The organism is Thioalkalivibrio paradoxus ARh 1 (assembly GCF_000227685.2).
Lineage (GTDB): Bacteria > Pseudomonadota > Gammaproteobacteria > Ectothiorhodospirales > Ectothiorhodospiraceae > Thioalkalivibrio > Thioalkalivibrio paradoxus.
Window position 1 is genome coordinate 3,265,398 of record NZ_CP007029.1, and the last position, 24,785, is coordinate 3,290,182.

Here is a 24,785-nt window from a genome sequence, read left to right on the forward strand (position 1 = left end):
GTCGGTTACAAGGCTCAGACGTAGGTGAGCCAGCCTTCGTGTTTCGGGTGACGCCCCTGGACGACGTCGAAGTACAGCGCTTGCAGGCGCTGGGTGATCGGGCCGCGGGTTCCGTCACCGATCGGCCGGTTGTCGACCTCGCGGATCGGGGTCACTTCGGCGGCGGTGCCGGTGAAGAAGGCTTCGTCGGCGATGTAGACCTCGTCGCGGGTGATGCGCTTCTCGACGATCTTCAGGCCTTCCTCCTCGGCCAGCGTGAAGATCGTCCGCCGGGTGATGCCGTCCAGCGCGGAGGTCAGATCCGGGGTGTAGATCACGCCATCGCGCACGATGAAGATGTTCTCGCCGCTGCCCTCGGCCACGTAGCCTTCGGTGTCGAGCAGCATCGCCTCGTCGTAGCCGCAGGCAACCGCTTCCTGCAACGCGAGCATCGAGTTCATGTAGTTGCCGTTCGCCTTGGCCTTGCACAGCGTCACGTTCACGTGGTGTCGGCTGTATGACGAGGTGTGGATGCGGATGCCGCGGGTCATGTTTTCCTCGCCCAGGTAACTGCCCCAGGTCCACGCCGCCACCATGACATGCACCTCGAGGTTGTCGGCGCGCAGGCCCATCCCCTCGGAGCCGAAGAAACACATCGGGCGGATGTACGCGGTCTCCAGCCCGTTCTCACGGACGGAGGCGATCTGGGCGGCACTGAGTTCCTCGGCGCTGTAGGGGATCTTCATACCCAGGATGCGCGCGGAATTGAACAGGCGCCGGGTGTGATCCTCGAGCCGGAAGATCGCGGTGCCATGCGCCGCGTCGTAGGCGCGCACGCCCTCGAACACGCCCATGCCGTAGTGCAGCGTGTGGGTCAGCACATGCACCCGGGCATCGCGCCAGGGCACCATCTTCCCGTCCAACCAGATCACTCCGTCGCGATCCGCCATCGACATCGTCGGTCTCTCCTCAGTCAGTGTCTTCGGGCGCCGGCGCTCGGGCCGCCACGTCTCCGAACAGTTCGTCCCAGGTGGCGATCACCTGGCTGCGCAACGTACGCAGATCCGCCGGCGGGTCGACCACCCGGGTGCCGGCCCCGGCCAGGGTCAGACGGTGGATCCGGTTGCGCATGTCGCGGTAGGCATCTGCCAGTGCGCTCCCCAGTTCCGGGGTAATCACGCCAACCTCCCCCAGCACGTCCAGCGTCCGCACCTTGTCCGGCCAGGCGCAAACCTCGGGATGCTCGTGGGCGTTGGCCAAAACCCAGTATTGAACCATGAACTCGATGTCAGTGATACCGCCGCGATCCCGCTTGAGGTCGAACGCGTCCGGGTCGCGCGACGCGTGCTCGGCCAGCATCTTCGCGCGCATCTCGACGATCTCGGCACGCAGCGCGTCGCGATCGCGGGGACGTGACAGGATTTTCCGGCGCACTTCGGCGAAGCGTTCGCCCAATTCGCGGTCGCCGGCCACGCAGCGGGTTCGCACCAGCGCCTGGTGCTCCCAGGTCCAGGCCGACCCTTCCTGGTAGCGGGAGAATGCGTCGAGGCTGCTGACCAAAAGGCCTGCCAGACCGCTGGGCCGCAGCCGCGTGTCCACCTCGTACAGTCGGCCGGCAGGCGTGAACACGCCGAGCAGGTGCACGATCCGCGTGCCCAGACGCCCGAAGAATTCGGCATTGTCGATCACGCGGGGGCCGGAGGTCCGGGCCTGATCGCCGTCGCTGTCGTGCAGGAATACCAGGTCGAGATCGGAACCGTAGCCGAGCTCCAGCCCCCCGAGCTTGCCGTAGCCGACGATCGCGAAGCGGGCCCGGCGCCGCTGGTCGCCGCTGCCGCACCAGGGCTCGCCGTGGCGCTGTACCATCAGATTCCAGCTCAGTTCCAGCACCTTCGCCAACAGCACCTCGGCGAGCCAGGTCAGGTGATCGGACACGCGCATCAGCGGCAGGTAGCCCATGATGTCGGCCGCGGCGACACGTAGTGTCTGCACCTGCTTGTACTGGCGCAGCCGGTCCAGCACCTGCTCCCGGTCCTCCAGCGCGAACTGCGCGAGCTCCTGGTCCAGCTCCCGGCGCAAGCCCTCGCGATCGGGGGGCGCATACAGCGCCCGGGGGTCGAGCAGTTCGTCGAGCAGCACCGGGTACCGGGTCAACTGGTCGCTGATCCAGGAACTGGCCTCGCAGAGCTTCACCAGCTGCGACAGCGCCAGCGGATTTTCCACCAGCAGCGACAGGTAGACCGACCGCCGCGCAATGGTCTTCACCAGCTGCAGGGCGCGCGGGAGGACCGGGTCGGGACGATCCAATTCCGCGATCGCGCCCAGCAGCAGCGGCATCAGCCGGTCCAGGCGCTGGCGGCCGGTTTCGCTCAGGCTGCGGGTAACCGGGCTCTGGCGCAGGGCCCGGATCGCCTCGAACGCGGCCGGCGGATCGGCAAACCCCATCCGGGCCAGCAGCGGCACGGCCTCGGGCTGCTTCGTGTGCAACGACCAGATGCGGCTGAGGCTGCGCTGTCGGCCGGCGCCGGGCATGTCGTCCAGGTTGTCCTCGTCGTCACGCTGGGGGGCCGAGAACACCTGCTCGAACTGGGCGTGTACGCGGCGCTGCTCGCGCACCAGCGCCATTTCGAAACTCGCCTCGTCCGGATAGCCCATCGCCAGCGCCAGCCGGGTGCGGTCGAAAGCCTGCGGCGGCAGCCGGTGGGTCTGCTGGTCGTTCTGCATCTGCAGCCGGTTCTCGACCCGGCGCAGAAAGCGGTAGGCATGCACCAGTTGATCCACCGCATGCCGCGGCAGTTGCTGCTGGCGGGCCAGCAGGTCGAGCACCCCGAGCAGATCACGGCGCTGCAGCGCGCGGTCGCGCCCGCCCCGAATCAGCTGGAACACCTGGCCGATGAACTCGATCTCGCGAATTCCGCCCTCGCCGTGCTTCACGTCCTCGATGCGCTCCTTGCGCACCGACTCCTCGTTGATCTTGCGCTTGAGCGCGCGCAGATTCGCGAAGGCGCCGTAGTCGAGATAGCGGCGGTAGATGAACGGCCTCAGCTTCTGCATCAGGCGTTCACCGTCGCCGGGATCCCCGGCCATCACCCGGGCCTTGATCAGTGCGTAGCGTTCCCACTCGCGGCCGTGCGCCTGGTAGTAGTCCTCGATCGCGTCGAAGTGCATCACCAGCGGCCCGGCACTGCCGAAGGGACGCAGGCGCATGTCCACCCGATAGCAGAACCCCTCGGGGGTCACATCGGCGAGCGCCGCGATCAACGCCCGGCCCAGGCGCTGGAAGTATTCCTGATTGTCGATCATGCGCGCGCCGTCGGTACTGCCGGGGCGGTGGTAGGCGAAGATCAGGTCGATGTCGGACGAGAAATTGAGCTCCCTGCCGCCGAGCTTGCCCATGCCGAGCACGATCAGCGACTGCGGCTCGCCTTCGCGATCGCGCGGGATCCCGTACTTTTCCCGATGGCGCGCATCCAGCCAACCGAGCGCGCCCTGCACCAGAACATCCGCCAGCCGGCTCAGGTCGTGCATCACCTCGTCCAGCTCGGCCTGACCGAGCAGATCCCGCCAGGCGATGCGGATCAGTTCCCGGTGGCGCAGCTCGCGCAGGCAGGCCTTCAGCTCGGTCTCGTCGCGCGCCTGTTCCAGGCGCCCGGCAAGATCCGCACGCAGCTCACGACCGGTGCGGGCAGGCATTGCCCCGTGCGTATCGAGCAGATCGAGCAGGTACTCCGGGTGGCGCTGGGCGATCTGGGTCACGTAATCGCTGCACAGGAACACCATCGCCGCGCCAGGCATCGCAGGAGGCGGGTCGGGCACCAACGCCAGGAACTGATCCAGCCGCTGCCGTGCGCGCTCGCGTGCCGCAGCGGGCAGGTGTTCCGGTAGAGCCGGTGGAGAGACGTGCATCGGCCAAGCCTACCAGCCACCCCCGCCCGCGGAAACCGACGCGCCGCGAGTCCGCGGGCGGGCTGCCGGGACGTTGACAGCCCGCCCACCATAAATAACAATAGTTCTTGTTCGCGCTTTGCGAACCACCCTCATTTCAGGAGTCAGCAACATGCTTCGTCATTCGTTGAAACTCGTTGCCGCAGCGGCCCTGAGTGCCGCGCTGGGCCTTCCCGCCACCGCAGGCGCTGACGGCGAGGTCAACCTGTACTCGGCACGCCAGGAGAACCTGATCAAACCGCTGCTCGACGATTTCACCCGCGATACCGGCATCCGCGTCAACCTGCTCACCGGGCGCGCAGACGAACTCCTCCAGCGGCTTCGACTCGAGGGCCGCAACTCGCCAGCCGACGTGCTGATCACGGTCGATGCCGGCAACCTGCATCAGGCCCAGCAGGCCGGCGTGCTCGCCCCGATCGAATCCGAGGTACTGAACGCCAACGTGCCGGAAAGCTACCGGGACGTCGACGGCCGGTGGTACGGCCTGTCGCTGCGTGCCCGTCCGATCATGTATCACAAGGACAAGGTCGACCCGGCCGAACTCTCCACCTACGAGGCGCTGACTGACCCGAAGTGGCGCGGACGCATCTGCGTGCGTTCCTCCGCCAATGTCTACAACCAGTCGCTGGTCGCGGCGATGATCGCGACCGAGGGAGCCGAGGCCGCCAGCGAATGGGTCAACGGCCTGGTGGCCAACTTCGCGCGTCCGCCGCAGGGTGGCGACCGCGACCAGATCCGTGCGGTCGCCGCCGGGGTCTGCGACATCGCGCTGGCCAATACCTACTACATCGGCGCGATGCTGGCCGGCGACGACGCGACCCAACGCGCGGCTGCCGAACAGGTCGGCGTGTTCTTCCCGAACCAGGATGACCGCGGCACGCATGTGAACATCAGCGGTGCGGGCGTGACCACCCACGCGCCCAACCGCGAGAACGGAATCCGGCTGATCGAGTACCTGACCAGTGAATCGGCACAGCGCTGGTACGCCGAAGCCAACCAGGAATACCCGGTACGGCCGGACGTGCCCGCCAGCGAGGTGCTCCGCAGCTTCGGCGAATTCGAGGCCGACAGCCTGAACCTGTCGCTGCTCGGCGCACACAACGCCGAAGCCGTGCGTATCATGGACCGCGCGCGCTGGCGCTGACCGCAACACACCCACGGATGACCAGGTGCCCCGCGGCAGGTGAGGGGTTCTCCCCTCCCCGTGCGCGGGGCATCGTCCGCCCCCTGCCGGTCGGCTCCTCCCCTCCCCGTGCGCGGGGCGCGCGCTGGCTTGTGCGTATCGGGAACGGCATCCCCCATTGGAGAGGGAACGGGTCCACGGGGATGTAATTCATAATGCGAACGTTTACTATTTGCACCCATGAAAGGCACCCCTCGCTCCCGCCCGGCGTCTGGTCGGTCGCGCTGGCCGCTACGCCCGCGCTGGCCCGGCGTCTGGCAACTGACCTCGGTCACGGTCGCGCTGGTCCTCGCACTGCCGGTGCTGGTGATCTTCGGGCACGTGTTCCTGCCCTCCACCGACGTCTGGGTGCATCTGCGCGAGACCATGCTGGGCGAGTACGTGACCAACTCGCTACTGCTGCTGTTCGGGGTCGGCGTCGGCGTGCTGGTGATCGGCATCCCGGTCGCCTGGCTGGTCAGCGTCTGCGAATTTCCCGGCCGCCGGGTCTTTCAGTGGGCGCTGATGCTGCCGCTGGCGATGCCAGCGTACATCATCGCCTACACCTATACCGGCATGCTGGATTTTACCGGGCCGGTGCAGGTGCTGATCCGCGATCTGACCGGGCTCGGCTACGGCCAGTACTGGTTCCCCGAGATCCGTTCGCTGACCGGCGCGATGCTGATGCTGACGCTGGTGCTCTACCCCTACGTGTACCTGCTGACGCGTGCGGCGTTCCTGGAACAGTCGGTCTGCGTGCTGGAGGTCTCGCGCACGCTTGGCAGCGGACCCTACTCCGGTTTCTTCCGGGTCGCGCTGCCGCTGGCCCGGCCAGCGGTGATCGCGGGCCTGACGCTGGCGCTGATGGAAGTGCTGGCGGACTACGGCACGGTCGCGTATTTCGGGATCCCGACGTTCACCACCGGCATCTTCCGCACCTGGTACGGTCTGGCCGACCCCGCCGCGGCCGCCCAGCTCGCTGCGGTGCTGCTGAGCTTCGTGTTCGTGCTGATCCTGCTCGAGCGCTGGTCGCGGATGCGCGCACGCTTCCACCACACCAGTTCCCGCTACTCGACGCTGCCGCGCTACCGGCTCAAGGGCTGGAAGGCCGCCGCCGCGGTGACCGCCTGCCTGCTGCCGATCCTTCTGGGCTTCCTGATCCCGGCCGCGCAGCTCTCGATCTGGGCCGCACGCACGACCGACCACTGGATGAACCCCGCGTTCGCCGAGCTGGTGTTCAATACCTTCTCGCTGGCGGCGATGGCCGCGGTGATCGCGGTCGCGCTGGCGCTGGTCCTGGCCTATGCCCGGCGCATGCAGGGCGGCTTCGTCACCGGGCTCGCGGTGCGGGTGGCAGGCATGGGGTATGCGGTGCCGGGAACGGTGATCGCAATCGGCGTGATGCTCCCGTTCGCCTGGTTCGACAACACGCTGGATGCCTTCATGCGCGAGCAGTTCGACATCTCGACCGGACTGCTGCTGTCGGGCACGCTGGTCGCGCTGCTGTTCGCCTACGCGGTGCGCTTCCTCGCGGTGTCGCTGCAAACGGTGGAGGCCGGCCTCGGCAAGATCAAGCCGAGCATGGACGACGCCGCGCGCTCGCTGGGGATGCGCCCGCTGGCGACGCTGACCCGCGTCCATCTGCCGATCATGCGCGGCACATTGCTGACCGCGCTGTTGCTGGTGTTCGTCGACGTGCTGAAGGAGCTGCCCGCAACGCTGATCCTGCGACCGTTCGATTTCAACACGCTCGCTGTGCGCGCCTTCGAACTCGCCGGCGACGAGCGCCTGGCGGAATCCTCCAGCGCCGCGCTGGCGATCGTGCTGGTCGGGCTGCTTCCGGTTATCCTGCTCAGCCTGACCATTGAACGATCCCGGCCGGGGCAGCGGCAGCGGGCACGCCAGCAGACCGGAAGTCCGCAGGGCGAGCCGCTGGCGGTCCCCGCGGGCACACAGGCCGCATGACGACCAAGAATACGGAAACCGCCCGTGCGGCGGAGGTAGTGCTGGACGATATCGACGTGGGCTACTCGGGCCAGCGCGTGGTGCATGCGATCTCGCTGGAACTCCCGCGCGGGCAGATCGGCTGCCTGCTCGGCCCCTCCGGCTGCGGCAAGACGACGCTGCTGCGCGCGATCGCGGGCTTCGAAGGCGTGATGCGCGGCGAGATCCGGCTGAACGACGAGACCGTGAGCCGCCCCGGGTTCACGCTCGCGCCCGAAAAGCGCAACGTCGGCATGGTGTTCCAGGACTTCGCGCTGTTCCCGCACCTGGATGTGACCGGCAATATCGCATTCGGAATCCGCCGCTGGAGCCGGGCCGACCGCGAGCGCCGGGTCAAGGAGCTGCTGCGGCTGATCGGCCTGTCCGGTTACGAGCGCGCGTTCCCGCATGCGCTCTCCGGCGGCCAGCAACAGCGGATCGCGCTGGCCCGGGCGCTGGCGCCGCGCCCGCAGCTGCTGCTGCTGGACGAGCCGTTCTCGAGTATGGACGTCGAGTTGCGCACCGATCTCGCGCGCGAGGTGCGCGCGATCCTGCGCGCCGAGGGAACCACCGGAATCCTGGTCACGCACGATCAGCACGAGGCCTTCGCGTTCGCCGACCGGGTCGCGGTGCTGAACAACGGCCGTCTGTGCCAATGGGACACCGCCTACCATCTCTACCACCGGCCTGCCGACCGCTTCGTGGCCGGGTTCGTCGGCGAAGGCACGATCATCCCGGGGCGGGTCTGTGCCGACGACTGCGTCGAGACCGCACTCGGTCGGATCACGGGCAGCCTGTCGGAACGCTACGCGCAGGGCGCCGCGGTCGACGTGCTGGTACGCCCGGACGACATCGCGCTGGACAACGACGCCGGATCGATTCCGGCAGAGGTGACCGCCAAGGCCTTTCGCGGCGCGGACTTCCTCTACACGCTGCGTCTGCACGACGGCACCGAGATCCTCTGCGTCGCGCCGAGCCACGACAACTTCGTGGTATCCGATCATGTCCGCTTGCGCCTGGACTTCTCGCACCTGGTGGTGTTCCCGCGCGGCGACAGTGGCTGTACGCCGCATTGATGCCCCTGCCGCCATCCATCCTGCGGCATCGGCGGGCACCAGGGAGTCGAGCGCGCATTGCGTAGGCGGCAACGATCGGGGCCGGACGCATCGGCGCGCGCGGTATACTGAGGTCTCGTGTACCCAGGGCCGGAGTGGCCGGCACCGCCGCCGGAACCGAGCAGCCTGTCGGACCGGAAAGCAGGCTGGCCATCGGCGCAGTCTCCCTGCGGCGGGCGCCTCGCATGCCCCTAGCCGCGGGGTCGGTCCCCACCACGGATACCGGTCCATCCACCGCAGCAGGAGACGGCTATGACGGCTCTCCAATCGATTCGGCACCGCACGCCTTGGAAGGCCTCGTGGCCGGCATGCCTCGCCGCGGCACTCTGTTTCCAGGCGCTGGGCTCCGGGGCCACCGCCGCGGAGAACCGGCCGGAACTGCGGATCGATGGTGGAACCGCGGAACAGCGGCAGAACATCCGCGCATTCCTGCCGATGACGCGTTACACCTGCGAACTCCCCGAGTTTCGCGAACGCGGGGTCATCCGCAGCGCAGATGACCGGGTGCGCCAGGCACTGCGCGCGCTGGGCCACTACCAGCCGGAGCTGGAACTGGCGATCCGTCGTACCGAAGATTGCTGGAACCTGGAGCTGCAGCTGGACCCTGGCCCAGCGGCCCAAATCGCGGAAGTCGACGTCCAGGTCACCGGCGAGGGCGCGGAAGACCCGGCCTTCGTCGCGATCGTGACCGCGCCCGGGATCGAGGTCGGCGATCGACTGCGTCACGATCACTACGACCGGCTGCGCTCCCGCTTGATGCGGGCGGCGGCCGACCGCGGCTACTTCGACGCGGAACTCACGGCCAGCCAGCTGCGGGTCGACCCACAGACCAACGAGGCGCGCGTCGTGCTGCACCTGGACACCAGAGCCCGATACCGTTTCGGGCCGATCACGCTCGAGCAGGACATCCTGCGTCCCGAGTTCGTCGAGCGTTTGTATCCGTTCGAGACCGGCGCTCCCTACCGTTCGGGGCAGTTGATCATGTTACAGCGCAACCTCGCCGACAGCGGCTACTTCGAGTCGGTACGGGTACGCCCGCGGCTCGATGACGCTGTCGACGGCGAGGTGCCGATCACCGCCGAGGTCAGCACCCGCAAGCGCACGGCCTACGAGGCCCGGTTGGGATTTTCCACCGATACCGGCCCGCGGCTCGGCCTGGCAATGGACCGTCGCTACGCCAACCGCCGGGGACATCGCTACAACGCGGAGCTCGAAGCCTCGACCAAGCGATCCGGGGTCGGCTTCAATTACGACATCCCGCTACGCGATCCGCTCCGGGAGCATCTGAGCCTGTTCGCCACCTATCGTACCGAGGACACCGCCGGTACCCGGTCCGACCGGGCCCAGCTCGGCGCCAGCCGGGTGCGCCAGCATGCCTCCGGTTGGCAGACGACCGAGGGCATTCGCTACGAGTACGAGGAGTTCACCGTCGGCGGGGTCAGTGACACGACTCACATGCTGATGCCTTCCTACCGCGTGAACCGCACCGAGTCGGACGACCCGCTGTTTCCACGCGACGGCTACCGTGTGGAACTGCTGGGCCAGGGCGCGCACGAGAGTTTGGCCTCCAGTATCAGCTTTCTGCAGGCACGCGGCAGCGCAAAGTTCATCCGGGGCCTGGGGGCAGGCCGGATGATCCTGCGCGGCGACGCCGGGCTCACCTACAGTGACGATGTCCAGGAAATGCCGAAGTCGCTGCGTTTCTTCGCCGGCGGCGATACCAGTGTGCGCGGCTTCGGATTCCAGAAACTGGGACCACAGGACGACGAGGGCCGGATGATCGGCGGCCGCCACCTGCTGGTCGGCAGCATCGAATACGACTATCCGTTCGGCGACGGCCCCTGGGGCGCCGCAGTGTTCCTGGATGCGGGCAATGCGTTTGACAGCTTCGATGACTACGACCTGAAGCTGGGCTTCGGCGCCGGGCTGCGCTGGCGTTCGCCGGTCGGCCCGATCCGCGTCGATCTGGCCCATGCCCCGGATTCTCCGGACAGCTTCCGCATCCACTTCACGATGGGCCCGGATCTCTGATGCGGGCCCTGCGTCTGCTGTTCGGTCTGCTGGGCTGGGTTCTGATCCTGGTCTTGCTGGCCATCGCGGGTGCAGTGGCCTTGATCGCCACCGAGGACGGCACGCGCTGGCTGTTTGCACAGGCCGAACGCCATGCACCCGTCGAGTTCCAGGCCGGCCGTGTCGACGGCACCTTGTTCCGTGGGCTGACGCTGCACGACCTGTCGGTGGACGCAGCCGGAACCCGGGTCGAGCTGAGTTCCGGGCTTATCGAACTCGACGCGCTGGCGCTGCTCCGTCTGACCGTCCATGTGCGCGACCTCGACCTCGCCGGCCTGGTGGTGGACCTGCCGGAAGCGGACCCCGAGCCGCCCGAGCCCACCGCCACGCCGGAACTCCCGGAAACGGTCGACCTGCCGGTCCGGGTACAGGTCGACCGGTTCCGGCTGGCGGACCTCGATCTGCGCCGGCTGGGCGAGACCCTGCTGGCGATCGATCACCTCGCGCTGCGACTGCAGGCCGATGCCGACGGTCTGCAGCTGGCCGACGTCGAACTGGCGCTGCCGGGTACCGAGGTCTGGCTGGACGCCGGGTTACAGCCGGCGGGCGCCTGGCCGCTGTCTCTCGAAGGGCGCTGGCGGGTCGACCTGCCGGAAGCCGTTGCGCAGGGATTGCAGGCCGAGCGCGCCGAGGGCCGGCTCGTGGCCGCCGGAGATCTGCGCGAACGCCTGCAGCTGCACCACAACCTGCAGGCCGGGGCCGCGATGGAGACGGACCTGGTGGTGCAAGACCTGCTGGGCACGCCCCGGTTCGACCTGCAGAACCGCTGGGATCCCTTCCACTACCGGCTCGATGCCGAAACGGCACAGGTCGACGCCGGCGAACTCCGGCTGCACGGCGACCTCGACGCTTGGGACGCTCGGCTCGCGACCGCCGTGCAATGGGGCGCGCTGCCCGTCGCGACGCTGAACACCGCGATTGCGGGCTCGTTGCGGCACGTGGAGATTATGGAACTCGCAGTGCGCAGCGTTGCGGGGGAACTGGAGGCACAAGGCCGGCTGGATTTTGCCGAGACCCTGGCCTGGACCCTGGACGCCGGGCTGCATCACGTTGCAGGCGATGCGCTGGGGCTCGAAATGGATGCCGCGGTGGAGTCGCTGCAGCTGGCGGCCACTGGGCGCCTGCCGCGGGATGCGGACGCAGACCTGGAGGGCCTGCTGCAGGCGCTGTCGGCGACGATCGAGATCCGGGAGCTGCTGGCACAGGTCGATGGGCAGCCACTGGCCGGCTCGGGCCGCGTCGCAGTCGCGCAGGGCCAGGCACGAATCGACGATCTGCTGCTGCAGCTGGGTCCGGAGGGCAGCGTCCGCGTCGACGGGGACGCGACCCTGGGCGCGGAGATCCCGTTTCGCCTGGCGCTGGCCGCCGACGCGCTCGATCTGGGTTTCCTGATGCCGGAACGCGAACTGGCCCTGCCGCGCCTGCGGCTGCGCGCCGACGGGCGTCTCGAACCGGAGACCGGCGCGCTCGAGGCCACGGCGATGCTGGAGGATCTCGTCGCGCATATCGATGGCCAGGCGCTGTCCGCCAGCGCCGACGTGGCGCTTTCCGAGACCCGGGCACGGATCCGAACCTTCGACCTTGCGCTGCCCGCAGACGGCCGCTTGAACCTACGCGGCCAGATCGGTTTCGGGGCCGGGATCGACTGGGATCTGCAGCTCGCGGGCCAGGGCATCGATCCGGGTGTACTGGTCCCGGACCTGCCGGGCCGCCTGAAGCTGGACCTGGACAGCCGCGGTGCACTGGCTCCGGACGGTGTCCTCGAAGCGACGCTCGAACTGCGCGAACTGAGCGGGGAACTGCGCAGCCAGCCGGTGCAGGGGGTTGCCAGCACGGGGATTGCGGACTCGCTGGTGCGGGTCGATGCGCTGGACTTGCAGGTCGGCGCAAACCGGCTGAGCGCGAGCGGCGAGCTGGGCGACGTGCTGGCGCTGGAACTCGCTCTGCACGCACCGGAGCTGGACCGCGTGCTGCCTGCGCTGGGCGGGCGCATCGAACTCGACGCAAAGGTCTCGGGCACGCCCGACAGCCCCCGCATCGCGGCCCGGGGTGAAGGCCACGCACTGCGCTACGACGAGCTGCAGCTGGAACGCCTCGATCTTCAGCTGGATGCTGGGCTGGACCCCGAGGCCCCGGCCGAACTGGCGCTGCGCCTAGCGGACCTCCGGGCCGGCGGGCAGCACATCGGGGAGCTGCGGCTGGACGCCGACGGCAAGGCCTCCGCGCACCGTCTGGAACTCGCGGTGGAGGCGGGCGATCTGGGCCGCTTGCGGCTGCAGGCCGCCGGCGGCTACGACCTCGAGCAGGCGCTGTGGAACGGCCGGCTGGAACGACTCGACCTCGAGCAGGCACAGGCGGGGCGGTGGGCGCTCCGCCAACCGGTGCCGGTCACCGCCGGACCGGCCCAGGCCAACCTGGGCGAGCTGTGCCTGGGCCGTGACGACGCCAATCTCTGCCTGAGCGGCGACTGGGCGGCCGCCGCCGGCGGCCAGGGCCAAGTCACGCTGCAGGATCTCGATCTCGCCTGGCTGGAGCCGGTGCTGCCGCCGCAGACCGCGATCGAGGGGCGGCTGAACGCGCGACTGGAGGCCGCGGTCGATGCCGCCGAGGTGCTGCGCGGCGAACTGTCGGTCACCCCGACGGACGGGCAGATCCGCCTGACCCTGCCCGACGGCAGCGAGCAGGTCATTCCCTACCGTGACCTGCGCTTGTCCGCGCGGATCGACGATCAGGATCTGCGGGCCGATCTGGGCCTGTCGTTCCTGGACGAAGGCACCGCGCATGCCGCGGTGCAGATGCGGCCCGAGGACGACAGCTACCGGATCGACGGGGGCATCCACGCAGCACTGGACTCGCTGGAATGGATCGGAGCGTTCTCGCCGGAGATCCAGAACGTGCGGGGCCAGCTGCACGCCGATCTCGAACTCGGGGGTCGCCTCGACGCGCCTTTGGTACAGGGAAGCCTGCGCATCGGCGACGCCGGGGTGCAGATTCCCGAGGCGGGTCTCGACCTCGAGCTGCCGCGGTTGGTCGCCGAGGTCGTATCCGCGGAGGAGATGCATCTGAGCGGCGAATTGCGATCCGGCGGCGAGAGCCTGCAACTCGAGGGCCACCTGGGATTCGCGGAACGGCAACCGGAGGCGGAACTCCGGATTCACGGCGAGCGTTTCCTGGCGGTAAACCGGCCGGACATCCGCGCCCGGATCAGCCCGGACCTGACGCTGCGCCTCCGGCCGGAACGCCTGACGGTGCGCGGCGAGGTCCTGGTGCCCACAGCGCGGATTCTGCCGCCCGACCTGCCGCCAGGATCGGTCGGCGTATCGCGCGACGAGGTCGTGGTCGGCGCAGAGGCCGATCCCGCGAACGGACTGCCGATGGACATCCGCGTCCGCGTCGTTCTCGGCGACGACGTGCGCTTCGACGGTTTCGGTCTGGTCGCGCGCTTCACCGGCGACCTCGACGTCGTCGACGTGCCGGAGCGCCCGCTGCAGCTGTTCGGCGACGTGAACATTCCGGAGGGCAGCTACGAGGCCTACGGCCAGGATCTGGTGCTGGAACACGGCCTGGTGATCTTCCAGGGACCGGTGGAAAGCCCGGCGCTGGATCTGCGCGCGGTGCGCCGGGTACCGGCGTACGATGTCGTCGTCGGGCTGGAGATCGGCGGGGTGCCCGACGAGCTGAGTTCGCGGGTATTCTCGGAACCGCCGATGGACGACACCGAAGCGATGGCCTTCCTGCTGACCGGGCGCCCTCTTTCCGGGGCCACGCAATCCGACGGCAACCTGATCGCCGGTGCTGCCGCGGCCTGGGGCCTGGAACAGGGCGATCTGATCACGCAGCGCCTGGGGCACGAACTGGGGCTGGACGAGGTCGAACTCGACACCGACGCCGGCCTGGACCAGAGCGCGCTGACGATCGGGAAATACCTGTCGCCGAGGCTTCTTCTGCGCTACAGCATGGGGTTGTTCGACGATTCCTACAAGGTGATGCTGCGCTACGAGCTGACCCGCTCGCTGAGCGTCGAAACGACTTCCAGCGCGCTCGGGCAGGGTGTGGACCTGATCTACCGCATCGAGCGCTGACCGTCGCTCGGCTGCCCGCAGCGCGGCGGAGGCCTGCCGCCCATGTGCACGCGCCCCCGGACTGCTGCATTTGCTGCAAAGTGCGGCAAATGCAGCAGTCCGGAGTCCTGCACCCGACCGCGATCGGCTTCGCAATCCGGTCTCATCCCTGGCACGAATACTGCTGAGCAAGCAGGACAAGCTGGTCCAGGAGAATCCGGCGGTGGCATCCGGCACCCCACGACACCGACCACGGTCCCGTCCCGGTGACCGTGCACTGATCGTTTTGCTGCTCGCGGCGCTGGCGCTGGCCGGCTCGCTGCTGCACGCGGCGCTGTCCCGGGCCGACACCCGCACCCAGCACGGGCCGCTACTGGTACGCGATCTCGGGTTGACCGGGCTGGCGTTGTTCACCGAGGCACGCTACACGCGCCATCCGGGCCTTGGCGACCCGCACGCGGCGTTCCGGAGCCACCCGATGGCCCTGGAACACTTCCCGTCCGGGTCGCTGGTACCGCCGCCGCAGCCTCGCCATGACTGAGCGCGGCCGCATGCTGGCGCGGCAGCGCTACCTGGCCGACTACACCGTGGCGGCAATGGCGCGGCGCCGTGGGCGCAACCTGGGGCTGCTTGTCGTCTATGGCGGGATGGTGTTCCTGCTCGCCTCGGTGCTGTTCTATACCAGCGCGCTGAAACACGAATCGGGCCTGTTGCTGGCCGAGGCGCCGGAGATCGTGGTGCAGCGGCTGGTCGCCGGGCGCTACGACTTGATCTCCACCGAGCACGCCGAGGCGCTGGCCGGGATCCGTGGGGTCCGGCAGGTTCAGTCACGGCTCTGGGGCTACCACTACGACCCCGCGGTGCGCGCCAACTACACCCTGATGGTGCCGCCGGACCGCGACCTCGAGCCGGGCACCGCGGTGGTCGGCCCGGCGCTGGCTCGCGCCCGCGGCGCCGGCCCCGGCGACGTGCTGAGTTTCCGGGGCCAGGACGGAGCCCTGTCGGCGTTCCGGATCGATGCGGTCCTGCCGCAGGCGTCCGCGCTCGCCAGCGCCGACCTGCTGTTGGTGGCCGAGGCCGATTTCCGGCGCCTGTTCGGGATCCCCGACGATCAGTACACCGACCTGGCACTGCACATCCCGAACCCGCGCGAGGTCCAGACGGTCGCGGAGAAGGTGCTGGAGGCGCTGCCGGACAGCCGACCAATCCTGCGCGACGAGATTCTTCGCACCTACGACGCGGTGTTCGACTGGCGCTCGGCGCTGGTATTGCTGCCGCTCACCGGTGCCCTGCTCGCGTTCGCGATCCTTGCCTGGGAGAAGGCGTCGGGGCTGTCGGCGGACGAACGCCGCGAGATCGGCATCCTGAAGGCGATCGGCTGGGAGACTGCCGACGTGCTGCAAATGAAACTATGGGAAGGCGCACTGGTGTCGATGCTGGCGTTTCTGCTGGGGACGACCGCCGCCTACTGGCACGTCTTCGGGCTGTCCGCGCCACTGCTCGCGCCAGTGATGCAGGGCTGGTCGGTCCTCTATCCGGATTTCCAGCTGACCCCGGTCGTCACCGCCACGCAGCTGCTGACGCTGTTCTTTCTGACCGTGTTCCCGTATCTGGTGGCCACGCTGATGCCGGTCTGGCGTGCGGCCGTCAGCGATCCCGACGAGGTGATGCGATGACCGCCCAGGTCGAGCTGGCCGGAGTGCGCAAGGCGTTCAACGAGGGGCAGCCGAACGCGTTCTGGGCGGTGGACGGCATCGACCTGTCGCTGCCGTCCGGCGGGATCACGGTGGTGGCGGGTCCGAGCGGCTCCGGGAAGACGACCATGCTGACCCTGGTGGGCTGCCTCGCAAGGCCGACCGAGGGGCGCGTCCGGCTCGACGGCCGCGACATCTCCGGCCTCCCGGAGCCGTTCCTGGCGGCGTTGCGCCGGCGCACCTTCGGCTTCGTGTTTCAGCGCTTCAACCTGATTCGCGGCCTGCCGGTGCTCGACAACGTGATGCTGCCCGCGTATCCACTCGGCTCGCCACGCGGGCCCCTGCGGCGCCGCGCGTTCGAGCTGCTCGAGCGGCTCGGACTGGCGCACCGCGCCGAGGCGCGGGTCGAGTCGCTGTCCGGGGGCGAGGCGCAGCGCACCGCGATCGCTCGTGCGCTGATCAACGACCCGCCGGTGCTGATCGCCGACGAACCGACCGCAAACCTGGATTCGGCGCTGTCCAGCGCCTTTCTGGAGATTGTCGCCGGTCTCCGCGAAGAGGGGCGCACGCTGCTCTTGAGCAGCCACGATCCGTTGGTCCGCGAGGCCGCGGTGGTGGACCGCGTGATCGAATTGCGCGACGGCCGGGTGATCGCGGACCGCACACGGCCAGCGGCAACGCGATGATGGTCCAGGCCCCGATCCTGGCGCTGATACTGGCGGACGTGCTGAGCCTGCTGCTGCTCGTTCCCGCAGCGGTGTTCGCGACCCAGGTGCTGCGTCACTGGAATCTGGCGAGCGGACACGCGCTGCAGCTGCGGCTGGAAAAGCGCACGTTCCTGATCGGCACCGCACTCGGACTGGTGTTCGTCGCGCAGTTGCTGGTGCTGCCGCTGTTCGTGCATACCGTCGACCGGATGGCATTGCAGATCGTCGGCGCGATGTGCGCGGTCGGCACGTTGAGCGCGAACGCCTGGGGTTTCCCGGCACTGTGGCTGCGGATCCTGCTGTTCTTCCTCGCCGCCGCGTGGCTGGTGTTGCACCGGCTCGATGGACGGTCACCGGAGTACCCGCTGACCCGCGCGAAGTACGCGCTGCTGCTGGCGATCGTGCCGCTCGCGGCTGCTGCCGCAGCGGCGCAGCTCGCGTTCTTCCTGAACCTGGATCCCGACGTGATCACCTCCTGCTGCGGCAGCCTGTTCAGTCAGGACGCGGAGTCCGTGACGGCACATTTGGCCGGTCTGCCGCCGCTGCCGACGATGGTCGCGCTCTACGCGGTGCTGGGCCTGGTCCTCGCGACCGGCGCGGTCTACCTGCGCTGGCGGCGGGGCCTGGTGCTGTTCGGGGGACTGTCGGCACTGGCATTTCCGGTCGCGATCGCGGCCATCGTCGCGTTCGTGTCGCTCTATGTGTACGAGCACCCGCTGCACCACTGCCCGTTCTGTGTGCTGAAGCCCGAATACGGCTACGTGGGGTATGCGTTGTACCCGCCGTTGTTCGGTGCGACGGCTCTGGGGCTGGGGCTGGGTCTGGCCGCGGCGGTGGCGATGGCGCGCCGCGACAGCCTGCAGCAGGTGCTTGCAGCGCACGCGCCGCCGCTGGTGATCGTCGCAGGCGCGGGATTCGCGCTGTTCGCGGCGCTGAGTGCGTGGCTTTCCTGGCAGTCGAACCTGATCCTGATCGGGTATTGAGAGAGGCTTATGCGCGCACGGATTCTCTTCTGGCTACTCCTCCCGGTTCTCATCGCAGGCTGTGGCGGCGAACGGCAATCGGTCGCAAACGGCGATCCGGCGCCCGCGTTCGAACTCGAACGGCTCGACGGCGGACAGGCGACCTTGTCCGAACAGCAGGGTCAGGTCGTGGCGCTGCGCTTCTGGGCCGACTGGTGTCCGTTCTGCCGCCGGGAGATGCGCGAACTGGAACCGGTGTACCAGCAACTGCGCGCCGAGGGGCTCGAAATCCTCGCGGTGAACGTCGGACAGGAACGCGCTCGCGCAGAGCGCTTCGCCGACCGGGTCGGATATTCCTATCCCACGCTGCTCGATCCCGACTCGGCGGTCGCGCGGCGCTATGGCGTGATCGCGATCCCGGTCACCTACTTCATCGACCGCGACGGAATCGTGCGCGGGCGGATTCTGGGGGAATCCGATGCCTCGACATTCGAGCGCATGGCACGCCCGCTGCTCGATCCCGGCGCAGATCAGCGACCCGGAAGCGCGGGCACCGGGCAGCCGGCGAAGGGCCGAGCCGGCATCGAACCGCTGCAGCCGCTGGCCGCCGGCGCGGGCCTGACCGCAACCGATCCCTGATGCAAGCGGAATACACCTGGGCCATCGCGTTTCTGGCCGGGCTGCTGGGCAGCGGCCACTGCGTGGGCATGTGCGGCGGACTGATCTCGGCGTTCTTCCTGAAGATGGGCCGGCATTCGCGCAACCCGGTGACCTATGCCGCGTACCACGGCGCGCGGGTATCAGTGTACGTGGTCGCGGGGGCGGCGGCTGGCGCGATCGGGCTGCTGATTTCCGCCGGCACGCTGGGTGCGGCCCAGGGCGTATTGATGATCGTGGCGGGGGTGGTGGTGATCCTGCTCGGCCTGGATCTGCTCGGAATCGGGCCGCTGCGCCGGTTCCAGTTCTCGGTCCTGCCTCCGGCCCTGCTGAACCATGCGCTGCGTACCGCCGACCGGCGCGGCCCGCTGGCCGGTGCCTGGATCGGGGGCACGATCAACGGCTTCATGCCCTGTTCGCTGACCCTCGCGGTGGCGGTGCAGGCCACCGCCGCCGGCGGGCCGCTGCCCGGTGCGGCGCTGATGCTAGCGTTCGGCCTGGGCACGCTGCCGTCGATGCTGGCGCTGAGCATCATCGTCGGGCGACTCGGCTGCAAGGCACGCGGGCGCCTGATGCAGGCGGCAGCATTGTGCGTGATCGTGCTCGGCGCCGGCACGCTGTACCAGGGGATCAGCTACTTCCAGGTGATGCGAGGCCTGGTGGGGACCTGAGCAACGCAGGGGCCGGCACGGCATCGCCGGCGCATCGCGGCTCCTGACGTGTTCATCGATGCAACACCCAAGACGAAGGAGACAGGAAATGAACAGGCGACATCTTCTGAAGGGGACGGTGCTGGCCGGAATCGCGGCGACCCTCGGCAAGGCCACTGCTGGGGAGCCGTCCGGCTGCGAAGGCGACGGCACCCCCCTGCAATTCATGCCCAAGGCGCCACCGGATCCGGAACCCTTGCAGAACGAGCTGGAAAAGTATCCGCGCTGCCCCTACTGCGGCATGGACCGGCGGCAGTGGCACCACAGCCGGCACCTGGTGCATTACGACGACGACCGCGTCGACGGCACCTGCTCGCTGCACTGCGCCGCGATCAGCCTGAGCCTGAACATCGATCGTGGCCCCAAGGCGATTTACGCAGCCGACTACGGCAGCGGCGACGAGCTTCGCCCGCTGGTCGACGTGGATGCGGCCCATTACCTGATCGGCAGTGCCCTTCCCGGAACGATGACGGCGCGCAGCAAGATGGCCTTCGCGTCACGCGCCGCGGCCGAACAAGCGCAACGGGACCATGGCGGCGAGCTGGCCGACTTCGATCAGGCTCTGACCGCAGCCTACCTCGACATGGCCCGGGATACCGAGATGATCCGCCGCCGACGGGCGGAACGGCGGGCGCGCATGCAGCAACCAGCGCACGACTAGTTGGCCACGCCACTTGGCCGCCGTCCCCGGGCCGCGGCCATACCACCCGTCCGTCGCCGACCCGAAGCCGGCGGCGACACCTATTCGAACGGGAGACGCAGAAATGAACGACCGCACCCCCTTCCGAGCATTGCTGGCAATGTCGCTGATACTGCTGCTGATACTGACCGCAGGCACGGGCACGGCCAGCAGCCACGCCTCCGAATTCTCGGGGCCCGACCCCGAGGTCCGCGACACCTGCCCGGTGTGTGGAATGCTGGTCGCGCGCTACCCCGCGTGGATCGCGACGGTACTGTACGAGGATGGCCACAGCGACCATTTCGACGGCGCCAAGGACCTGTTCAAGTACCTGTTCGACCTGCCCCGCTATGCGCCCGGTCGGAGCGGGCAGGAAATCTCGGCCATCGGCGTGACCGAGTACTACGGCCTCACGCGGATCGATGCCCACTCGGCCTGGTATGTGATCGGCTCGGACGTCCTGGGGCCGATGGGCCACGAACTCGTGCCGCTGGCCACCGCGGACGACGCCAGCGAGTTCCTGGAAGATCACGAGGGCACCCGGATCCTGCGCTTCGACGAGGTGACTCCGGATCTGTTGCAGGATCTGGACGCGGGCCGGGTGCACTGACGACCGCGCCCCCGGTGCGCGCAACGCCCGCACGTGCAGGCACGCGGATCAACCCTCGATCGCGTGTTTCTTCAGACGGTACAGCAGGGTATTTCGGCTGAGGCCGAGCAGGCGGGCGGCTCTGGCCTTGCAGCCGCGGGCACGCGCCATCGCCTGCCGCAGCAGGTCGTGCTCGAGGGCCTCGAACTCGAGGCCTTCGGCAGGCAATTCGACCAGGCCGGACGCCGGTGCCCCGACATCGACTGCTGCACTCCGGCCGGTACGGAGACCGAGATTCTCGGGGCCCAGCAGCTGCCCGGGAAGCAACAGGACCAGCCGCTCGCACAAGTGCCTCAATTCGCGGACATTGCCGGGCCACGAATAGCTGCGCAGCGCCTGTCGTGCGGCACGATCGAGGCGCGGGGGAACGGCGTGATGGGTGCTCGCGAACTCCGCGAGGAATTGGTCGGCGAGCAGCAGCACATCGTTGCCGCGCAGGCGCAGCGGCGGCAGTTCCAGGGGCACCACGTGCAGGCGATAAAACAGGTCGCGGCGGAACAAACCCTGATCGACGGCATCGTGCAGGTCGCGGTGGGTCGCCGCAAGCACCCGGACGTTCGCGCTACGCGCCCGGGGTTCTCCGAGGGCCTGCCGTTCGCCCAGCTCAAGAAAACGCAGCAGCTTCGGCTGCAGCGACAGCGGTAGATCCCCGATCTCGTCCAGAAACAGCGTGCCGTTCTCGGCCGCACCAACGAAACCGGGATGGTCGCGATCGGCTCCGGTGAAGGCCCCCCGGCGGTGACCGAACAGCTCGGACTCGGCCAGCTCGGCCGGCAGCGCCCCGCAGTTCACCGCGACGAACGGGCCATCTGCGCGCGGGCTGAAGCGGTGCAACCTGCGCGCAAGCTCCTCCTTGCCGGTCCCGCTTTCGCCGAGGATCAGTACCGGGCAATCCGCCTTTGCCACCAGCTGCGCGGCTCGGAGCACTGCCTGCAGTTCGGGGGATTCGCCGAGAATGGGGTTCGCCTGCATCGGATCGGGTATCTGGATCGGGCTGTCGCACCCGATTGTAGCAAGAACGCGGAAGAAACCACGTACCGCCGGACACCCGCCGCGCGGGTCTCGTGGCCATGCGCGAAGACGCCGACAGCCGACGTTGCCTTGACCTCGGAACACGCAGGGAGCGTGCCCATGAAAAGAAGAAAGGCCCCGCAAGCGGGGCCTTCTCGCTCCCGCCGGCCCGAAGCCGGTGGGACACGCGCGCCGGTTACTGTTAACGGACGCGCTTACGAACGTCGGTGGTGATTTCCACGCGGCGGTTCAGTTCGCGACCTTCGCGGGTGGCGTTGTCCGCGGTCGGGCGCGTTTCACCGTAGCCGACCATGCGGATCGCATCCGGCCGGATGCCCTGGCCGACCAGGTAGTCCACCACGCTCTGGGCGCGGCGCTCGGACAGGCCCTGGTTATAGTCGGCCGGACCGATGCTGCAGGTATGGCCTTCCACCAGCACCGAACTGTAGGTCGCGTCGGCCGAAGTCAGTTCGGTCGCAAAGTTGCGCAGGGTTTCACGCCCCTGCGGACGCAGGGTCGCACTGTCGAAATCGAACAGCGTCTCCGCGCTGAGCGTGGTCGTCGTGAACTCCGGCTCCGGCGCGGGCGGCGGCGGGGCCGGCTCGGGCGGCGCCTCGGCCACGATGAAGCCAGCGCAACCCTCGTGACCCACCCTCTCGGGTGCCCAGGACGAGGTGCGGACGCATTCGCCGGAACTGTCGCGTACGGGCGTGCCCGAAGCATCCACCACATTCGCGCAGCCCCCTGCTGCCGACACACTGCCCACGGTGCCCATGACCAGGGCAGCCGCCGACAGCACCAGGAAATTCTTCACCATCTTGCTATGCATGTTGTCAGTCTCCTCAGATGAACCGGAATCACCCGGAAATGAATCCTTCAAGCCTAGTCGTTCCACGGGTCGAACCGCCTGCGGGGCACCGAGCCCAACGATGCGCCTGCAACAGCTTGATAGTGGCACAAACTCGCCGGGTTTGCACGCCTTTGGAAAAAAAACGTGTCCATAAGACAACGGCTGTCACATATTCGATACAGATCGGCGGAGCTCTCCGGGCAGCATCCCGGCCTGCCGCCAGACGCGCGCCCTGTGGCGGCTGATCAGACATCGTGCAAGGCACAGCGCAGGCGTTCGCCTGCCAGGCTGCACGCGCCTGCCGCGATGCCCCAGCTCGCTGAACGACGGACGGACCGACCGTCCGCCGGCCAGTACCACCGGCATCGAGCGGGTGCATGCCTTCCCCCAAAAAAAAGACCCCGCGTGAGCGGGGTCTCGAAGGCAGCCGGTTCGGGCGGGCTCTTTACATCATACCCATGCCGCCCATGCCACCCATGCCGCCCATGTCGTCCATGCCACCGCCGGCGCCGCCCTTCTCTTCCTTCGGCAGCTCGGCGACCATCGCCTCGGTGGTGATGATCAGGCCGGCGACCGAGGCTGCATTCTGCAGCGCGGTCCGGGTGACCTTGGTCGGATCGAGGATCCCCATCGCGATCAGGTCGCCGTACTCGCCAGTGGCCGCGTTGTAGCCATGGTTCCCTTCACCCTCGAGAACCTTGTTCAGGACCACGGAGGGTTCCTCGCCGCAGTTCATCACGATCTGGCGCAGCGGCTCTTCCATCGCCCGACGGGCGATCGCGATCCCGATGTCCTGATCGTGGTTGGCACCCTTGAGATCGCGCATCGCGCCCAGCGAACGCAGCAGGGCGACACCGCCACCCGGAACCACGCCTTCTTCCACCGCGGCGCGGGTCGCATGCAGCGCATCTTCGACGCGTGCCTTCTTCTCCTTCATCTCGACTTCGGTGGCGGCACCGACCTTGATCACCGCCACGCCGCCAGCGAGCTTCGCGACCCGCTCCTGCAGCTTTTCCTTGTCGTAGTCCGAGGTGGCTTCTTCGATCTGTGCACGGATCTGGTCGACCCGGGCCTTGATGTCCGACGGATTGCCCGCACCGTCGATGATCGTGGTGTTCTCCTTGGTGACCTGGACCTTCTTCGCGCGGCCGAGATCCTCGATGCTGGCCTTCTCCAGCGACAGGCCCACTTCCTCGGAAATGACCTGGCCACCGGTCAGCACGGCGATATCCTGCAGCATCGCCTTGCGGCGGTCACCGAAACCGGGCGCCTTGACCGCGGCGACCTTGACGATCCCACGCATCGTGTTCACGACCAGCGTCGCGAGCGCCTCGCCTTCGACGTCCTCGGCGATGATCAGCAACGGCTTGCTGGCCTTCGCAACGCCTTCCAGGACGGGCAGCAGGTCGCGGATATTGGAGATCTTCTTGTCGTAGAGCAGCACGAAGCAGTCATCGAGCTCGGCGCTCATGCTCTGCTGGTTGTTGATGAAATAAGGCGACAGATAGCCGCGATCGAACTGCATCCCCTCGACCACGTCGAGCGCGTTCTCGAGCGAAGAACCTTCCTCGACCGTGATCACGCCCTCCTTGCCGACCTTCTCCATCGCATCGGCGATGATCTGGCCGATCGATTCGTCCGCATTGGCGGAGATGGTGCCGACCTGGGCGATCGCCTTGCTGTCGGTGCAGGGCTTGGAGAGATTCCTCAGTTCCTCGACCGCAGCGATCACGGCCTTGTCGATGCCGCGCTTCAGGTCCATCGGGTTCATGCCCGCGGTCACCGACTTCATGCCTTCGTGCACGATGGACTGTGCCAGCACGGTCGCCGTGGTGGTACCGTCGCCGGCGACGTCGGAAGTCTGGGAGGAAACCTCCTTCACCATCTGTGCGCCCATGTTCTCGAACTTGTCCTCGAGTTCGATCTCCTTCGCGACCGACACGCCGTCCTTGGTGACGGTGGGAGCGCCGAAGGCCTTGTCGAGCACCACGTTGCGGCCCTTCGGACCCAGCGTGACCTTGACCGCGTTGGCCAGGATGTTGATCCCGCGAACCATCCGGCCGCGGGCGTCATTACCGAAACGAACTTCTTTTGCACTCATGATGAATTTTCTCCTGAACCGATTGAAAGGGAGGCTGACCGAGCGATCCGGGGGCTCAGCCCTCGATGATCGCCATGATGTCGTCTTCGCGCATCACCAGGACGTCCTCGCCACCGACCTTCACTTCCGTTCCGGAGTACTTGCCGAAGAGGACCTTGTCGCCCGCCTTCACGTCCAGCGCGCGGACTTCGCCATTCTCCAGGATCTTGCCCTTGCCGACGGCGACGACCTCACCTCGAATGGGCTTCTCGGCCGCCGAGTCCGGGATGACGATCCCGCCGGGGGAGGTGCGCTCTTCCTCCATACGCTTGACGATCACGCGATCATGCAAAGGCCGCAGATTCATGGTGCGAACTCCTTAGTTATGGGTCGTGTTTCGGGATAAACAGGGATCCGGCACCGGCACTGTTAGCAGCCAGCCCGAACGAGTGCCAATAATAGAAGCGCACC

General features: G+C 68.0%; 19 protein-coding genes. 13 read left to right on the plus strand and 6 right to left on the minus strand.

All coding sequences use genetic code 11. The annotated features are described in order from the left end of the window. Positions 1-14: 14 nt before the first annotated feature. A complete protein-coding gene (locus THITH_RS14725) occupies positions 15-935 on the minus strand; it encodes a branched-chain amino acid transaminase (RefSeq protein WP_006747048.1) in 921 nt (306 codons plus the stop codon). A gap of 13 nt (positions 936-948) precedes the next feature. Next, positions 949-3,885 (minus strand): bifunctional [glutamate--ammonia ligase]-adenylyl-L-tyrosine phosphorylase/[glutamate--ammonia-ligase] adenylyltransferase, encoded by a 2,937-nt coding sequence (gene glnE / locus THITH_RS14730; protein WP_006747047.1) that lies wholly within the window; start codon positions 3,883-3,885, stop codon positions 949-951. A gap of 151 nt (positions 3,886-4,036) precedes the next feature. Between glnE and THITH_RS14735 the strand changes: the two genes are divergently transcribed. The 13 genes from THITH_RS14735 to THITH_RS14795 all read left to right on the plus strand — a co-directional run bounded on the left by THITH_RS14735 (position 4,037) and on the right by THITH_RS14795 (position 20,334). Further along, entirely contained in the window at positions 4,037-5,068 is a 1,032-nt protein-coding gene (locus THITH_RS14735) for a Fe(3+) ABC transporter substrate-binding protein (RefSeq protein WP_006747046.1), read from the plus strand. 219 nt (positions 5,069-5,287) lie between these two features. Further along, positions 5,288-7,051 carry an ABC transporter permease gene (locus tag THITH_RS14740; protein WP_006747045.1) on the plus strand — a complete coding sequence of 588 codons (1,764 nt, stop codon included), beginning with the start codon at positions 5,288-5,290 and terminating at the stop codon, positions 7,049-7,051. Further along, complete coding sequence (locus THITH_RS14745; RefSeq protein WP_006747044.1) at positions 7,048-8,145, plus strand: ABC transporter ATP-binding protein; 1,098 nt, start codon at positions 7,048-7,050, stop codon at positions 8,143-8,145. The genes THITH_RS14740 and THITH_RS14745 overlap by 4 nt, the downstream gene beginning before the upstream one ends. 291 nt (positions 8,146-8,436) lie before the next feature. Beyond that, positions 8,437-10,215 carry an autotransporter assembly complex protein TamA gene (locus THITH_RS14750; protein WP_006747043.1) on the plus strand — a complete coding sequence of 593 codons (1,779 nt, stop codon included), beginning with the start codon at positions 8,437-8,439 and terminating at the stop codon, positions 10,213-10,215. Then, complete coding sequence (locus THITH_RS19560; RefSeq protein ID WP_006747042.1) at positions 10,215-14,336, plus strand: translocation/assembly module TamB domain-containing protein; 4,122 nt, start codon at positions 10,215-10,217, stop codon at positions 14,334-14,336. Before THITH_RS14750 ends, THITH_RS19560 begins: the two co-directional genes overlap by 1 nt. Before the next feature lie 202 nt (positions 14,337-14,538). Next, positions 14,539-14,856, plus strand: coding sequence for a hypothetical protein (locus THITH_RS14760; protein ID WP_006747041.1), 318 nt, complete (start codon positions 14,539-14,541; stop codon positions 14,854-14,856). Further along, positions 14,849-15,991, plus strand: a complete 1,143-nt coding sequence (locus tag THITH_RS14765; protein WP_156925536.1) for an ABC transporter permease — start codon at positions 14,849-14,851, stop codon at positions 15,989-15,991. Before THITH_RS14760 ends, THITH_RS14765 begins: the two co-directional genes overlap by 8 nt. After that, a complete protein-coding gene (locus THITH_RS14770; protein ID WP_006747039.1) occupies positions 15,988-16,695 on the plus strand; it encodes an ABC transporter ATP-binding protein in 708 nt (235 codons plus the stop codon). The genes THITH_RS14765 and THITH_RS14770 overlap by 4 nt, the downstream gene beginning before the upstream one ends. Continuing rightward, entirely contained in the window at positions 16,692-17,699 is a 1,008-nt protein-coding gene (locus THITH_RS14775; RefSeq protein WP_006747038.1) for a hypothetical protein, read from the plus strand. The genes THITH_RS14770 and THITH_RS14775 overlap by 4 nt, the downstream gene beginning before the upstream one ends. Before the next feature lie 9 nt (positions 17,700-17,708). Next, entirely contained in the window at positions 17,709-18,317 is a 609-nt protein-coding gene (locus THITH_RS14780) for a TlpA family protein disulfide reductase (RefSeq protein ID WP_006747037.1), read from the plus strand. Further along, positions 18,317-19,006, plus strand: coding sequence for a sulfite exporter TauE/SafE family protein (locus THITH_RS14785; RefSeq protein ID WP_006747036.1), 690 nt, complete (start codon positions 18,317-18,319; stop codon positions 19,004-19,006). The genes THITH_RS14780 and THITH_RS14785 overlap by 1 nt, the downstream gene beginning before the upstream one ends. Before the next feature lie 88 nt (positions 19,007-19,094). After that, positions 19,095-19,706, plus strand: a complete 612-nt coding sequence (locus THITH_RS14790) for a nitrous oxide reductase accessory protein NosL (RefSeq protein ID WP_006747035.1) — start codon at positions 19,095-19,097, stop codon at positions 19,704-19,706. A gap of 103 nt (positions 19,707-19,809) precedes the next feature. Further along, the gene (locus THITH_RS14795) at positions 19,810-20,334 is read left to right on the plus strand and encodes a nitrous oxide reductase accessory protein NosL (protein ID WP_006747034.1); all 525 of its coding nucleotides are present in this window, start codon (positions 19,810-19,812) and stop codon (positions 20,332-20,334) included. A gap of 48 nt (positions 20,335-20,382) precedes the next feature. Here THITH_RS14795 and THITH_RS14800 read toward each other — a convergent pair whose 3' ends face one another. The 4 genes from THITH_RS14800 to groES form a co-directional block, all read right to left on the minus strand. Then, positions 20,383-21,345, minus strand: a complete 963-nt coding sequence (locus THITH_RS14800) for a sigma-54 interaction domain-containing protein (protein WP_006747033.1) — start codon at positions 21,343-21,345, stop codon at positions 20,383-20,385. 241 nt (positions 21,346-21,586) lie between these two features. Further along, entirely contained in the window at positions 21,587-22,213 is a 627-nt protein-coding gene (locus THITH_RS14805; RefSeq protein WP_006747032.1) for an OmpA family protein, read from the minus strand. A 466-nt stretch (positions 22,214-22,679) separates the two neighbouring features. Continuing rightward, on the minus strand, positions 22,680-24,335 hold the full coding sequence (gene groL / locus THITH_RS14810; RefSeq protein ID WP_006747031.1) for a chaperonin GroEL: 1,656 nt from the start codon (positions 24,333-24,335) through the stop codon (positions 22,680-22,682). Between the two features lie 55 nt (positions 24,336-24,390). Continuing rightward, a complete protein-coding gene (gene groES / locus THITH_RS14815; RefSeq protein ID WP_006747030.1) occupies positions 24,391-24,681 on the minus strand; it encodes a co-chaperone GroES in 291 nt (96 codons plus the stop codon). Positions 24,682-24,785: the final 104 nt, after the last annotated feature.

Coding starts and splice junctions, on each gene's coding strand:
- THITH_RS14785 (WP_006747036.1), top strand. CDS start 18,317: ATGCAAGCGGAATACACCTGGGCCATCGCGTTTCTGGCCGGGCTGCTG.
- THITH_RS14745 (WP_006747044.1), top strand. CDS start 7,048: ATGACGACCAAGAATACGGAAACCGCCCGTGCGGCGGAGGTAGTGCTG.
- THITH_RS14780 (WP_006747037.1), top strand. CDS start 17,709: ATGCGCGCACGGATTCTCTTCTGGCTACTCCTCCCGGTTCTCATCGCA.
- THITH_RS14805 (WP_006747032.1), bottom strand. CDS start 22,213: ATGCATAGCAAGATGGTGAAGAATTTCCTGGTGCTGTCGGCGGCTGCC.
- THITH_RS14740 (WP_006747045.1), top strand. CDS start 5,288: ATGAAAGGCACCCCTCGCTCCCGCCCGGCGTCTGGTCGGTCGCGCTGG.
- THITH_RS14775 (WP_006747038.1), top strand. CDS start 16,692: ATGATGGTCCAGGCCCCGATCCTGGCGCTGATACTGGCGGACGTGCTG.
- glnE (WP_006747047.1), bottom strand. CDS start 3,885: ATGCACGTCTCTCCACCGGCTCTACCGGAACACCTGCCCGCTGCGGCA.
- THITH_RS14770 (WP_006747039.1), top strand. CDS start 15,988: ATGACCGCCCAGGTCGAGCTGGCCGGAGTGCGCAAGGCGTTCAACGAG.
- THITH_RS14790 (WP_006747035.1), top strand. CDS start 19,095: ATGAACAGGCGACATCTTCTGAAGGGGACGGTGCTGGCCGGAATCGCG.
- THITH_RS14725 (WP_006747048.1), bottom strand. CDS start 935: ATGTCGATGGCGGATCGCGACGGAGTGATCTGGTTGGACGGGAAGATG.
- THITH_RS14735 (WP_006747046.1), top strand. CDS start 4,037: ATGCTTCGTCATTCGTTGAAACTCGTTGCCGCAGCGGCCCTGAGTGCC.
- THITH_RS14765 (WP_156925536.1), top strand. CDS start 14,849: ATGACTGAGCGCGGCCGCATGCTGGCGCGGCAGCGCTACCTGGCCGAC.
- THITH_RS14750 (WP_006747043.1), top strand. CDS start 8,437: ATGACGGCTCTCCAATCGATTCGGCACCGCACGCCTTGGAAGGCCTCG.
- THITH_RS14795 (WP_006747034.1), top strand. CDS start 19,810: ATGAACGACCGCACCCCCTTCCGAGCATTGCTGGCAATGTCGCTGATA.
- THITH_RS19560 (WP_006747042.1), top strand. CDS start 10,215: ATGCGGGCCCTGCGTCTGCTGTTCGGTCTGCTGGGCTGGGTTCTGATC.
- groES (WP_006747030.1), bottom strand. CDS start 24,681: ATGAATCTGCGGCCTTTGCATGATCGCGTGATCGTCAAGCGTATGGAG.
- THITH_RS14800 (WP_006747033.1), bottom strand. CDS start 21,345: ATGCAGGCGAACCCCATTCTCGGCGAATCCCCCGAACTGCAGGCAGTG.
- groL (WP_006747031.1), bottom strand. CDS start 24,335: ATGAGTGCAAAAGAAGTTCGTTTCGGTAATGACGCCCGCGGCCGGATG.